A 13,331-nucleotide genomic window follows, 5' to 3' on the forward strand; every position below is an offset into this window, starting at 1 on the left:
CGTCAGGCCAGTACGCCCAGCGCCTTGGCCCGCGCCACCGCCTGGGTTCTGCGTTCCACCCCCAGCTTGCTGTTGATATGACTGGCATGGGTTTTCACCGTGTGCAGGGAAATGAACAGCTGATCGCTGATTTCCTGGTTCGAACAGCCTTGGGCGATGAGCTTCAGGACGGCCAGTTCACGGGAGCTTAGCTGCTCGCACGCGGGCAGGGTTTCCGGGGCAATACGCGCAGTGACGGCGGGCAGGCGCTCTGAAAGGTTTTGTGCAAGCGGCGTTTTTTCACCGCGCTGAAGCTGTTCACGTAACCAGTCAGAGTATTTGTTGAGCAGGCCGTCGAAGGGTTGCAGGACCCCGCCACTGGCCGCTTCCAGGGATTGGGCGAAGGCTTGCCGGGCTTCGGGCTCGCGGTTGTGCGCCAGGAGCAGATCGGTTTTCTGGGTCAACACCATCACGCTGAGCAACTGCCGGCCTGTCTGTTGACCATTCTCGAGCAACGCATTCAAGCGCCCTTCGGCCAGCATCGGTTGCCCCTGGATCACCTCCAGCAAGGCCTGCTGCAATTCAATGTGCTGTGGCAGATGTGGATGGAATTCCGGAGGCGCAGCAGGATGTGCGCCGTTGTAGGTCTGGCCCAATCGCGTCAGCCAGGCTTCGGCCAGGTCGGTACGGCCCTGGGCCAGCCACAGCTCGCATTTGACCAGGGTGATCATCGCCAGATAGTAGATCGGCGGCACGTCCCAGATGTGCATCAGGCGTTCGGCCTCGGCGAGTTCGGCAAAGGCTTTGGCGAATTCACCGCTGCTGCCTTCGAGCCTTGCGATCACGCAATGGCCGATCAACACGCTGATATCGCGACAGGCGCGCGCCTCGTTCAAACCCGCCAGCAATCGCAACCGCGCAGTCTGTGGCTGCAAGCGCAGGGCCAGCAGGAAACCTTCATACAATGTCAGGCGGGCACGTACGGCAAACAGCCGTTGCGAGGATAATCCCAGCAGGCGTTGCAGCCCTTGGCGGACCTCCTCCAGTGCACGCAGGATTTCCCCCCGCGCCTGCAACACCCGGGCGCGGTCGTAGTGGGCCAGCGCTTCGAACAACGGATTGCCGACCCGTTGCGCCAACTCCAGAGAATCACGGTTCAAACCCCGTGCACGCCACAGGTCACCGTCGGCTATGGCCAGGTTGGACAGGGTCGAGAGGCACATCAGGCGTTGGCCGTAACGTCTGGAGGGAAGGCTCTCCAGGGCTTCGGTGCAATAAAGCAACGTCAGCTCGCGATTGCCGCGGCCACGGGCGATGATTCCGCTCAAGGCCAGCCATTGCGCCAGCATGGATTTTTGCGCCGTGGCTGACGGGGCCGGCAGGAATCGGCTCAAATGACTGGCCAGCTCCTCGGCGGCGTCCAGTTGACAGGCCAGTCCCAACGCCCAGCTGTACAGCACGATCAGCCGTGGCGTGCTGACCAGCAGGCTGTCGGGCAAGTCCATTTTCCAGCGCAGCAACATGCCGACGTTCTGTTCCGCCAGCAGTTGCTCTTCCGAAAGGTTTTGCACCAGGTTCGCCGCGACATCCAGGTGCCCGGCGCGCAACGCTTGTTCCACCGCCTCATCGAGCAATCCCTGGGCGTTGAACCAACGACAGGCGCGCAGGTGCAGGCTCGCCACCGGTACCATCGCCGGTGTGGCAGGCCGCGTACGCAGCAGGTCGGAAAACAAATGGTGGTAGCGATACCAGTGACCCTGTTCGTCCAGCGGTACCAGAAACACTTGATGGGCCGAGAGAAAACGCAGGATTTCGGCGCTGTCGTGGGCTTCGCGAACAGCGTCGCACAGCTCGCTGCAAAAACGCTCCTGAGGCGCGGTGTCGTAAAGGAATGCCTGCACCTCGGCGGGCAGGCAATCGATGACCTCTTCGAGCAGGTAATCGCGGATCAGCCCTTCCCCACCATGCAAGGACTGGGGTAACGCGCCGCCAGTGCCCGCTTCGGAAGCCGCCAGCAGCCAGAAGCGCAATCCGGCGACCCAGCCTTCGCTGCGCAGGATCAGGTTCTCCAGCGCTTCGCCGCGCAGGGAGGTGCTGTGTCGATCGAGCAGGGTCAAGGCTTCGTCGTGGGTCAGGCGCAGGTCTTGCTCATGCAGCTCGAGCAGTTGCCGCGACAGACGCAGGCGCGCCAGGTGCCAGTCCGGACGCTGGCGGCTGGTCACCATCACCAGCAAGCCGTCGGGAAGATGATTGAGGAAAAACTGCAGGCAGCGATCGAGCACCGGGCCCTGGGCCAGATGGTAATCATCGAGTACCAGGAGCAGCGGCGCCGTCGGAGATAAATGCACGGCCAGCTCGTCGAGCAAACCGTCCAGCCATTCTTCGAAGGCGAAGGGTTGATGCCGCTGGCGCATTTTCAGCAGTCCCAGGGACTGCCTGCCCAGTTGCGGAAAGTAATCCTGGAGGCCTTCGAGCAGCCGTTCAAGGAAACGCCCGGGATCGCTGTCGCGCGGACTCAACCCCAGCCACAGGCTTTGCCAATGGTCCGGCAACCCCTGACAGAACTCCACGGCCAATGAACTCTTGCCGAACCCGGCCGGGGCACTGACCAGCAACAGCCTGCCACCGAGACCGGCACTCAGGCGCTCGCACAAACGCGGGCGCAGCACGTGGCCATCAGGCAACGGCGGCCGAAAAAAGCGCCCGTCCAGTGCGGCGACGGTGACGCTTGCTGGGCCTCGGAGTGGGGACAGATCAGTCATGGCCGGCTCTTGTTCGAATGCTGATGGCGGCGTTGCAGATGTCCGCAGACTAGCGGTAAACGAAGAGGGAATGAAGGTTATTGCTACAAATGGCTACAAAAAGACCAGGACAAAAAAAACGCCCCGGACCGGTCAGTCATGCCGTTCAGTCAAGCGCAATGCGCTTCCATTGTAGGAGCGAGCTTGCTCGCGATGGACTCAAGAGCGCCGCGTTTAGCCAGTAAACACGCGTTCCCGTTAACGACCATCGTGAGCAAGCTCGCTCCTACAATTTCCAAACTGAACAGCATTATGAACCAGTTGGAGCGTTTTTCGAGGATGCGGCCTCTGTTAGGTAAACGTTAGCGAACACCATCCTGACGCAGCGCCGCCGGCGTGAAGTCGCTGGTAGTCGCGGTGAAGCCGAAGTCATACGCCGACTTCTCTTCGTTCTTCATGCCCAGCGCCAGGTAACGACCCGATTGCAGGTCATACAGGGTTTCCAGGGTGTACCAAGGCACCTGGACGTTGTAATAGTTCTGGGCGTGGGCTTCCGCCACGCGCCACAGCTGATTACGACCGTCGTAGTGGTCGATCACCGCCGCTTGCCAGGTGTCTTCGTCGATGTAGAAGTCACGCTTGGCATAGATGTGACGCTGACCTTCCTTCAAGGTAGCCACCACATGCCAGACCCGGCGCAACTCGTAGCGAGTCAGGTCCTGGTTGATGTGACCGGCCTTGATGATGTCGGCATATTTCAGCTTCGGATCGTCGAGCTTGTAGGCGTCGGAGGCGATGTACATCTCTTTCTTGCCTTCGAGCTTCCAGTCGTAACGGTCCGGCGCACCGTTGTACATGTCCAGGTTGTCGGAGGTACGCAGGCCATCGGCAGCGGTACCCGGCCCGTCATAGGACACTTGCGGCGCACGCCTTACCCGACGCTGACCGGCGTTGTAGACCCATGCCGAACGTGGCTCTTTAACCTGGTCGAGGGTTTCGTGCACCAGCAACACGCCACCGGCCAGACGTGCCGGCGCGGTCACTTTCTGCTTGAAGTAGAACAGGATGTTGCCCGGGTTGGCCGGATCGTAATCCTTCATCTTGTCGCGGAACACGAACTGGTCCTGGAAGTACACCAGGCTATACGAGCCGTTCGGCTGCGGTGTGGCCTGAGTGACCAGACGGGTCACGCTGCCGCCGCGATAGCGGGTGATGTGGTTCCAGATGACTTCCACGCCGGTTTTCGGAATCGGGAACGGTATTGCGGTTTCAAAGTTTTCCAGGCCGTTGCCACCGGACACCAGGTTGGTGCTGGTGGCATTTTTCTTGATGGAGGCAAACACGGCATCCGGCACGGTGGCGCCGCGATGGGACGGGTAGACCGGCATCTTGAAGGTTTCGGGGTAGCGCTTGAACATCGCGTACTGACCCGGGGCAAGCTTGTCCTTGTACTGGTCGACGTTCTGCGCAGTGATGGTGAACAGCGGTTTTTCACTGGCGAACGGGTCGGACAGGAAGCCTTTGCCGTCAACGTTGCCGGCGTTTTTCGCCATCGGTTTCCAGGCCGGGATCGACCCGTCGGCGTTGCCCGCCATCTCGGCGCCCATCGGGGTCAGGCTCTTGCCCAGCTTGTCCGCTTCGGCCGCAGGGACCGCAGCCATCACCCCGGTCGCCAGCAGCGAAAGCCCCAGGACACCGACGTGGAACAGACTCTTTGTTATTTTCATATGTGTGTTCGTCCTGAAAATACAGTGCTTAGAAGTTCACGCCCAAGCTGAGCGCAACGAAGTCGCGGTCATCCGTGGTGGTGTACTTGCCGTCGAAGAAGTTGGTGTATGCCAGGCTCGCGGTGTAGGTGTTCTGGTATTCGGCATCGACGCCCAGGCTGACTGCCTTGCGACCTTCCTCGAAGTTGCCGCCAGGACCAGGCGAGTAGCCTTCCACGTCATGGGACCAGGCCACGTTCGGCTTGAGGTTCACCCCGGCGATTGCATCGTTGTATTCCCAGATGGCACGACCGCGATAACCCCAGGAGTTGGCGGTGGTGAAGCCGTCGTTTTCGCAATAACGACTCACATTGTTCTGCGGGCCGCCGGCCAGGGTTCCGGTGTTCAATACCTGACACTGGCCACCTGGCAACGGGCCAGGACCGTAGCTCGGGTCACGGCCGTAGCGGGCTTCGGAATTGCTTTCCAGGCCGCCGACGTGGGTATAGCCGACCTCACCTACCAAGGTCAGGCGCGCAGCACCCATCACCTGGTCGAAGAAGTGCGTGAAGGTGGTCTGCAGCTGAGTGACTTCCTTGCGGCGATAGCCGTGTTGATCTTGTCCCGGACTTCCTTGCAGTACGGAAACGTTAGGGTTCAGCGGTGTCAGGCCGGAATAAAGGATGTCGGTGGTGTTGAGTTGCACCGGCGCATTCGGACGGTAGCTGACTTCACCACTCCACGCCGTACCCGTAGGCAACGTGGTGGAGAAGCTCAGGCCATACAGGCGAATGTCTTCCGGGTACTCGACGAAGTAGCTGGAGTTGCCCACCACCTGGAACGGTAACAACTGCGCAGCCAGGCCCGTCGGGCCGCCCACGATAGTGCCCGGAATACCCGCACCGACCAGTGCGCCTCCCAAGGCCGCCCCGCTGTAAGCGCTCGCCGGAGCGCCTTTGCCGCTGAAAATCGGCGCACGACTGTGGTAATTCATGAAATAGGCACCGAATTCGGTGTCCAGCGGCTCGAACATGTACTTGAAAGACACGCCGAACTGGCCGCTGTCCCGTGCATCGCGATCCGGACCGCGACGAACGATGGCGCCTTCATCCGGGTCGCCCCAGGTCACGCCCCGGGCAGCGAGGGTGTTGATGCTGGCATTACGCAGCCCCGCAGGCAGGCCCGCCGCCGTCAGCGCGCCGTTGAGGCCGTTGCGGGTGCGCAGTACCGCGAGGTTGTTGTCGCAACCATCGGAGATCACGTCCGGTTGCGAGAAGAACGTGCCGCAGTTGTCGGTAACGGTCTGGTCCCATTCCAGTTGATAGAAGGCTTCGGTCGAGAGGTTCTCGGTGAGGCTCTGGGACACGTAGAACATGTTGACCGGGATCAGGCCTTCCTTGATCTCGGCACCTGGACGACGGAACGCGGAAACGTCGATCGGGTTGATCGAGTTGATGCCGCCGCCAATGAAGGTACTTTCACCCCAGCTCACGACCTGCTTGCCCAGACGCACGGAGCCCGGCTGATCGGCAACGGAATAGTTGTGATAGACAAAGGCATCGAGGATTTGCCCGCCGGAGGACTTGGCGCCTTCCTTGCGGTTGCTGTCGCTGATGTCCTTGAACGGACGACTTTCGTCCTTGAGTTCGAAGTCGTACCAGTATTTGCCACGGACGAAAACGCCGGTGTCGCCATATTTCAACTCAAGGTCATGGATGCCCTTGAAGATCTTCGAGAAGGTTTCGCCGCTCTTGAAGTTCAGGTGACCATCGTCGGAAGTCTGGGACAGGCCGCGACCGCCGTTGTTGACGCCGATGAGGTTCTTGTTGGCACTCTCGGTAGACCAACTGGCTCCGATCGACAGGGATGAGTCGAACTGACCTTCGATCTCACCAACGTTGAAACTGACGCCGAATGCTGGCCCGGCGAGCGTAGAGGCAAGACTGACCGCCAGGGGCAGTTTCGCCCTGCGCCAGAACTGGTTTACTGATGTCATCGACGCTACTCCATGTGCATTATTGTTATGGCAATTAGCACTCTTAAAAACGCTATGGAGGACTGGGCGCCAAGCGTGTCCCAAATCATTCCAAAGTCGCATCGCCCCGGTTTGTGCGTGTGCTCCGTTCTTAAAAATCCTTGAGCGGACTATAGCCAGCAGGTAGTACTGCTTGATCCCTCTAAAGTGTGATTTGCAGCGCCAACCACTCTGGAACAGTCCTTTCGCCAATCCGACACTTGTCGGCACGGCAAGGATGGCTGAAAATTCGGATTTGACAAGCCAAGCGCTTGCTTGGTGGGCCTGGCGTGCCTTTTGGGGCACGCCAGGGGACGCTTAAAGCGTTGAGAGGAAGGTGCTGTTGTTGGCTTGCCATTCGGTGATGTCGACGCGAATCCGCTTCTTGTCGAGTTTGCCGACGCTGGTCTTGGGAATTTCAGTAACAAGGGCAATCTGGCTCGGGATGGCCCACTTGCTCAGGTGCCCCTGCTCCACGAATGGCTTGAGGTGCTCCTTGAGTTCCTTCGCCCCGATAACCTGGCCTTCGCGGATCACCAGCAAGGCAAACGGACGTTCGCCCCACTGCGGATCGGCAATGCCCACCACTGCTACTTCGCGTACCGCCGGGTGGCGGCTGATCAGGTCTTCCAGGTCCAGCGAGGAAATCCACTCGCCACCGGTCTTGATCACGTCCTTGATCCGGTCGCGAATGTCGATCACCCCCATGCTGTCCAGGGTCGCCACGTCACCGGTGTGCAGCCAGCCTCCGGCCCAGAGCTCGGCGCCCTTCTGCGGTTCATTGAAATAACCTTCGGTGAGCCACGGTGCACGCAGCACCAGTTCGCCCTGGGTCTCGCCATCGGCGGGCAGGAAGTTGCCGTCGGTGTCGACGATCGCCGCCTCCACCAGGGGCCCCGGTACACCGGCCTTGATCCGGTACGTGGTGCGTTCGTCTTCGGTGCCGGCCATCAGCTCGTCGTTGAGGTGCGCGCACGACACCAGCGGCCCGGTTTCCGACATGCCGTAGGCGGCGGTCAGCTGGATGCCCTTGGCCTTGGCCGCTTCGTACAGCGCACGGTTCAGCGCACTGCCGCCGATGACGATTTTCCAGCCACCGAAATCCGTGCCTTGTGCCGCCTTGGCATTGAGGACCATTTGCAGGATGGTCGGCACGCAGTGGGAAAAGGTGACCTTCTCCTTGCGCCACAGCTCCACCAGGTATTCCGGGTCGTATCGACCGGGATAGACCTGCTTGAGCCCGAGCATGGTCGCCACATACGGCAAGCCCCAGGCGTGCACGTGGAACATCGGGGTGATCGGCATGTACACGTCGTTGGTGCCCAGCAGCCTTACGCTGTCGATGGCGCCCATGATCGTCGACACACCCATGGTGTGCAGCACCAGTTGCCGATGGGTAAAGTACACGCCTTTGGGATTACCGGTGGTGCCTGTGGTGTAGAAGGTGGTCGCGACCGAGTTTTCGTCGAAGTCCTGGAAGTCGTACTGCGTGCTCGCCGCCGCCAGCAACTGTTCATACTCGCCGATGAGGTTCGGCAAATCGGCGGTCTTTTCCGGCAGGTCGGTCAGCAGCAGGGTTTTCTCTACAGTGGTCAGGTGCCCGGCAATCGCGGTGTACAGCCCGACGAACTCGCTGTTGACCAGCACGAAGCGGTCCTCGGCGTGGTTCATGGTGTAGAGGATCTGTTCCGGCGACAGGCGCACGTTGATGGTGTGGATCACCGCACCGATCATCGGGATGGCGAACATGCACTCCAGGTATCGATGGCTGTCCCAGTCCATGACCGCCACGGTATCGCCGGCCTTGACGCCGGCTGCCGTGAGTACGTTGGCCAGCCGCGCGACCCGTTCGATCAGGGTCGGATAGCTGTAGCGCAGCTGGTCACGGTAGATGATCTCGCGGGTTTTCTCGTAACGCGCGCCGGACATCAACAGCCGTTTGATCAACAGCGGATACTGGTAAGCGCCTTCGGCTGGGGGGATAACGCGAGTCTGCAACATAAGAATCCCTTTTCTGACTGCACGGTCGTGACTGAATGTGAGCACTCTAGTGCCCTTGGGCGCCAGCCAAATCAGCCAAAGGAATGATTTGCAGACCCGAGTAAATGCTAGCATTGCGCCAACACTTGCAGGTATCCGGTCCAGACACGGCCCTCTGTAGGAGCTGGCTTGCAGGCGAAAGCGTCACCGCGGTTATTCCGAAACACCGCGGTGCCCCTTTCGCCGGCAAGCCGGCTCCTACAGGGATCAATGCATCTCGGTAAAGGCGAGTTTCACGCCGATGGCGATCAGCACCGCGCCCATGGTCCGGTCGAACCAATGACCCATGCGGGCAAAACCGGCGCGTACGCGCTGCTGGCTGAACAGCATCGCCACCAGGCAAAACCACACCGCCGTGGCCAGCGCCAGATAGAGCCCGTAGCCTGCCTGGACCGCCAGCGGCGTGTGCGGGTTGATCACCACGGTGAACAGCGACAGGAAGAACAGCGTGGCTTTCGGGTTCAGGCCATTGGTCACGAAACCCGACGTGAAGGCACCACGAGCCGTACGCTCGCCTGCTTCCTGATGCAGATCGTCCGTCACCGGTCTGGCCGGCTGCGCACGCAGGGCCTTGAAGCCGATATACAACAGATAAGCGGCGGCAGCCCACTTCAAGGCGTTGAACAACACAATCGACTGCGACACGATCAAGCCGATGCCGAGCAACGAGTAACCGACGTGCAGGAAAATGGCCGTGCCGACGCCCAGCGCCGTCCAGGTGCCGGCGCGACGACCGTGGGTCACGCTTTCACGGACCACCACGGCAAAGTCCGGGCCGGGGCTGGCGACGGCCAGCAAATGAATCAGGGCAACGGTCAAGAACTCTGTCCAGTACATGGGGGCTCCTCTGGGGGCAGATCGATCAATAAAAACTCTGTAGCGAACGCCATACCTGTGGGAGCGGGCTTGCTCGCTCCCACAGTATGGTGCCGGACCAGGCTATGAGTAACCACTTGTTTCATCTGGTAGGCTCGGCAGATTACGCCTTCAGTTCAATGCACAAAAGGTACAGTTGATGACGAACTCTTGCCGCGCCGTTTTCCTCGACCATCCCTCCCTGGACCTGGGCGATCTCGACCTCAGCCCGTTGCGCGCCTGTTTCAGCGAACTGCAGCTGTTCGCACAGACCACGCCGGACCAGGTCATCGAACGCCTCAAGGGCGCCACGGTCGCCATCAGCAACAAAATCCTGATCGATGCCGACGCCATCGCCGCCAGCCCCGAGCTGAAGCTGATCCTGATCACCGCCACCGGTACCAACAACGTCGACCTCGTCGCGGCCCGCGCCCATGGCATAACGGTGTGCAACTGTCAGGGCTACGGCACGCCGTCGGTGGCTCAACACACCATCATGTTGCTGCTCAATCTGGCGACCCGCCTGGCCGACTATCAGAAAGCCGTCGGCGAAGGTCGCTGGCAGCAGGCGAAACAGTTCTGTCTGCTGGACTATCCAATCGTCGAACTGGAAGGCAAAACCCTCGGCCTGCTCGGTCACGGCGAATTGGGCGGCGCGGTCGCACGACTCGCCGAAGCGTTCGGCATGCGCGTGTTGCTGGGGCAGATTCCGGGACGCCCGGCCCGGCCGGATCGTTTGCCACTGGATGAACTGCTGCCGCAAATCGACGCGCTGACCCTGCACTGCCCGCTCAACGAACACACCCGACACTTCATCGGTGCCCAGGAACTGGCGTCGATGAAACCCGGCGCCTTCGTGATCAACACCGCGCGCGGTGGCCTGATCGACGAACAGGCCCTGGCCGACGCCTTGCGCAACGGTCATCTGGGCGGCGCGGCCACCGACGTGCTGAGCGTCGAACCACCGACCGCTGGCAACCCGCTGTTGGCCCCTGACATTCCGCGGCTGATCGTCACGCCGCACAACGCCTGGGGCAGTCGAGAAGCACGGCAGCGGATCGTTGGCCAATTGACCGAGAACGCCCAGGGGTATTTCAGCGGTAAAGCGCTGCGGGTCGTCAGTTGATAAACTGCGGCACTTTTTTTCAAGGAGCAGATGATGGATCCGCGCAGTGAAGTACTGCTTCGCCAGGCTGAATTATTCCAGGGTTCGGTGTTGCTGGCCGGTTTGCCCGCCGACGACCTGCTGGGTCGTCTGCCCGATGCCCATGGCTGGTGCTGGCATGCCGGCGATCAAGCGGCGCTGGACGCGCGGTTTACCGAGCGCAGCCATTTTGGCGTAACGGTACCGGAGCGCGGGTTCGACGCCGCCGTGGTGTTTCTGCCCAAGTCCAAGGACCTGACCGATTACATCCTCAATGCCGTTGCCTCGCGCCTGGCCGGTCGCGAAGTGTATCTGGTCGGCGAAAAGCGCAGCGGCATCGAGGGCGCATCCAAGCAACTCAATCCCTTGGGCAAACCGCGCAAACTCGACAGCGCGCGGCATTGCCAGCTATGGCAGGTCACCGTGGCCAATGCGCCGCAAGCCAAATCCCTGGAAAGCCTGGCCCAGGAATACGAACTGCCGCTGGCCGAAGGCCCATTGAAGGTCATCAGCCTGCCCGGTGTGTTCAGCCATGGCCGACTGGACCGCGGCAGCGCCCTGCTCCTGGAACATCTGGACAAGCTGCCGAGCGGCCATCTGCTGGACTTCGGTTGCGGCGCCGGTGTGCTGGGCGCGGCGGTGAAACGTCGCTACCCGCACAATCTGGTGACCTTGCTCGATGTCGATGCATTTGCCGCGGCCAGCAGTCGTCTGACATTGGCCGCCAACGGCCTTGAAGCGGACGTTATTACCGGTGACGGAATCGATGCCGCCCCCATGGGGTTAAGCGCAATCCTGAGCAACCCGCCCTTCCATGTCGGGGTCCATACCGATTATCACGCCACGGAGAACTTGCTGCGAAAAGCGGCCAAACATCTGAAAAATGGTGGCGAACTGCGGCTGGTAGCGAACAGCTTCCTGAAGTATCAGCCGCTGATCGAAGAACACTTGGGCATCTGTGCAATCAAGGCCGAGGGGCAAGGGTTCAGGATCTACCGGGCAAAGCGCGGCTGACACTTCTTTTAAAAAAAGAGGCTTGCCCAATCGGATTTGCCTAGGCAGAATCCGCTCCGTCCTAGGGGAGTAGTCTCCCGCGAGCGCCATGCTCGTCCGGCATACGTCAACATACTTGGTCAACAGACCATGGCGTATGCGACCCAAGCGTCCGCATCAGACGGAACGCAGGGTTTGACAAGACCTATGACACGAACACCTTACCCGGGGCGGGAAGGCTGTACGTGTCATAGCCGTGTCGACCCGCCCCTTAGGAAAACCCTGATGCTGGATTCTTTACTCGTTCCTACCGCGATCGTTGCCTTGGCCGAAATCGGCGACAAGACGCAATTGCTCGCACTCATCCTCGCTGCCCGTTTTCGCAAGCCCTGGCCCATCATCGCCGGCATCGTCGCCGCGACCCTGGCCAACCATGCGGCAGCCGGTGTGGTAGGCGCCTGGTTCGGCAGTTTCTTCTCGGATGCGACGCTGCACTGGATCCTCGCCGCCAGCTTCGCCGCAACTGCGCTGTGGACCCTGGTGCCGGACAAGATGGACGACGACGAAGCCAGCACCGCCCGCAAATTCGGACCGTTCCTGACCACGCTGATCGCGTTTTTCCTCGCGGAAATGGGGGACAAGACCCAGGTCGCCACCGTGATGCTGGCGGCGCAATACCCGGAGCTGTGGCTGGTGATCATCGGCACCACCCTCGGCATGCTGATCGCCAACATGCCCGTGGTACTGGCGGGTAACTTTGCCGCGGACAAACTGCCACTGACCCTGATCCGTCGCCTGGCGGCGTCGGCGTTTCTCATCCTGGCGATTGTCGCGGTGTACAAGGCGATGCAGAGCAGTGGGTGGGTTTGATGCGTTTAGTCAGTAGCACCGCGTAATCGCTCTTCGCGAGCAGGCTCGCTCCCACAGTTGATCGCATTTCAATGTGGGAGCGAGCCTGCTCGCGAAGGCGTCAGTGGCGTAACCGCATGACTATCAGGACTTCTTGGCCTGCTCGTACAATGGCATGACCTTCGGAATCGCCGCCTGCAAGGCAGCGATCCGACTGGCCGACGCCGGGTGAGTGCTCAAGAACTCTGGCGGCGCGCCATTCGAGGCTTTGCTCATTTTGTTCCAGAGCGAGATCGCGGCGTTCGGGTTGTACCCGGCGCGGGCAGCCAATTCGAGGCCGATCAAGTCTGCTTCGTTTTCATTGCTGCGACTGTTGGGCAAGGTCATGCCGTATTGGGCTACGGTGTCCGCCAGGGCCAGGCTGCCCTCGCCCAGACCGAACAACGCACCGGCGCCCTGCTTGGCCATTTCGATACCATAAGCCTTGGACATCGCTTCACGACCATGCTCGCGCAAGGCGTGAGCAATTTCATGGCCGATGATCGCGGCGATTTCGTCGTCGGTGAGTTGCAGCTTGTCGATCAGCCCGGAGTAGAAAATGATCTTGCCGCCAGGCCCGCAAGAGGCATTCAGCTCATCGCTCTTGATCAGGTTCACTTCCCATTGCCACTGGGCCGAATCCGGACGGAACACCGGCGCCTGGGCAATCAGCCGCCTGGAGATCGCCTGAATGCGCTTCGCATCGTTACTGGTTTTGTCCAGCACCCCTTTGCTGCTCGCCTCCCCGACGGTCTTTTGATAAGACTGGGCGTACATCTGGTTGACCTCATCAGTCGACAACATGCTGAACATGTACTGTTTGCGCTCAACACCCACAGCGCCACCGCTGGTGGTATTGACCGACTGACAACCGGCGAGCAGCAAACCTGCGCTCAGCGCACACAAAACCAATGTCTTGCTCATCGAAAAACTCCCTGAAAACATGCCGGGTATCCTAGGCGTGGATGGGT

The 13,331-nt window shown here is 60.7% G+C and carries 9 protein-coding genes and 1 riboswitch; of the genes, 3 read left to right on the forward strand and 6 right to left on the reverse strand.

Translation table 11 applies throughout. From position 1 onward, the window contains the following. Positions 1–2: 2 nt before the first annotated feature. From J2W17_RS21635 to J2W17_RS21655, 5 genes are all read right to left on the reverse strand, one after another. Positions 3–2,741: a LuxR C-terminal-related transcriptional regulator gene (locus tag J2W17_RS21635; RefSeq protein WP_307339001.1), complete on the reverse strand. Its 2,739-nt coding sequence runs from the start codon at positions 2,739–2,741 to the stop codon at positions 3–5. 341 nt (positions 2,742–3,082) lie between these two features. Next, complete coding sequence (locus tag J2W17_RS21640) at positions 3,083–4,447, reverse strand: DUF1329 domain-containing protein (protein ID WP_307339004.1); 1,365 nt, start codon at positions 4,445–4,447, stop codon at positions 3,083–3,085. Between the two features lie 28 nt (positions 4,448–4,475). Next, positions 4,476–6,422, reverse strand: coding sequence for a DUF1302 domain-containing protein (locus J2W17_RS21645; protein ID WP_307339007.1), 1,947 nt, complete (start codon positions 6,420–6,422; stop codon positions 4,476–4,478). Between the two features lie 336 nt (positions 6,423–6,758). Next, positions 6,759–8,441: a fatty acid--CoA ligase gene (locus J2W17_RS21650; protein WP_307339011.1), complete on the reverse strand. Its 1,683-nt coding sequence runs from the start codon at positions 8,439–8,441 to the stop codon at positions 6,759–6,761. A 246-nt stretch (positions 8,442–8,687) separates the two neighbouring features. Continuing rightward, complete coding sequence (locus tag J2W17_RS21655; RefSeq protein WP_307339014.1) at positions 8,688–9,317, reverse strand: LysE family translocator; 630 nt, start codon at positions 9,315–9,317, stop codon at positions 8,688–8,690. Between the two features lie 178 nt (positions 9,318–9,495). On the opposite strand from J2W17_RS21655, the gene J2W17_RS21660 reads away from it, so the two are divergent. The 3 genes from J2W17_RS21660 to J2W17_RS21670 all read left to right on the forward strand — a co-directional run bounded on the left by J2W17_RS21660 (position 9,496) and on the right by J2W17_RS21670 (position 12,342). Continuing rightward, entirely contained in the window at positions 9,496–10,461 is a 966-nt protein-coding gene (locus J2W17_RS21660; RefSeq protein WP_307339018.1) for a 2-hydroxyacid dehydrogenase, read from the forward strand. Between the two features lie 33 nt (positions 10,462–10,494). Then, complete coding sequence (locus J2W17_RS21665) at positions 10,495–11,493, forward strand: class I SAM-dependent methyltransferase (protein ID WP_307339021.1); 999 nt, start codon at positions 10,495–10,497, stop codon at positions 11,491–11,493. 51 nt (positions 11,494–11,544) lie between these two features. Beyond that, positions 11,545–11,669, forward strand: a riboswitch (yybP-ykoY riboswitch). 88 nt (positions 11,670–11,757) lie between these two features. Beyond that, positions 11,758–12,342: a TMEM165/GDT1 family protein gene (locus J2W17_RS21670; protein WP_307339025.1), complete on the forward strand. Its 585-nt coding sequence runs from the start codon at positions 11,758–11,760 to the stop codon at positions 12,340–12,342. Between the two features lie 123 nt (positions 12,343–12,465). Here the strand turns inward: J2W17_RS21670 and J2W17_RS21675 are convergent, their stop codons facing one another. Further along, positions 12,466–13,284 carry a M48 family metallopeptidase gene (locus tag J2W17_RS21675; RefSeq protein WP_307339028.1) on the reverse strand — a complete coding sequence of 273 codons (819 nt, stop codon included), beginning with the start codon at positions 13,282–13,284 and terminating at the stop codon, positions 12,466–12,468. Between the last annotated feature and the right edge of the window lie 47 nt (positions 13,285–13,331).

This window comes from Pseudomonas lini, assembly GCF_030812475.1.
Lineage (GTDB): Bacteria > Pseudomonadota > Gammaproteobacteria > Pseudomonadales > Pseudomonadaceae > Aquipseudomonas > Aquipseudomonas lini_A.

Bases quoted from the DNA above. Each gene is read 5' to 3' on its own strand.
- J2W17_RS21640 (WP_307339004.1), bottom strand. From the start codon at position 4,447: ATGAAAATAACAAAGAGTCTGTTCCACGTCGGTGTCCTGGGGCTTTCG.
- J2W17_RS21670 (WP_307339025.1), top strand. From the start codon at position 11,758: ATGCTGGATTCTTTACTCGTTCCTACCGCGATCGTTGCCTTGGCCGAA.
- J2W17_RS21660 (WP_307339018.1), top strand. From the start codon at position 9,496: ATGACGAACTCTTGCCGCGCCGTTTTCCTCGACCATCCCTCCCTGGAC.
- J2W17_RS21655 (WP_307339014.1), bottom strand. From the start codon at position 9,317: ATGTACTGGACAGAGTTCTTGACCGTTGCCCTGATTCATTTGCTGGCC.
- J2W17_RS21650 (WP_307339011.1), bottom strand. From the start codon at position 8,441: ATGTTGCAGACTCGCGTTATCCCCCCAGCCGAAGGCGCTTACCAGTAT.
- J2W17_RS21665 (WP_307339021.1), top strand. From the start codon at position 10,495: ATGGATCCGCGCAGTGAAGTACTGCTTCGCCAGGCTGAATTATTCCAG.
- J2W17_RS21635 (WP_307339001.1), bottom strand. From the start codon at position 2,741: ATGACTGATCTGTCCCCACTCCGAGGCCCAGCAAGCGTCACCGTCGCC.
- J2W17_RS21645 (WP_307339007.1), bottom strand. From the start codon at position 6,422: ATGACATCAGTAAACCAGTTCTGGCGCAGGGCGAAACTGCCCCTGGCG.
- J2W17_RS21675 (WP_307339028.1), bottom strand. From the start codon at position 13,284: ATGAGCAAGACATTGGTTTTGTGTGCGCTGAGCGCAGGTTTGCTGCTC.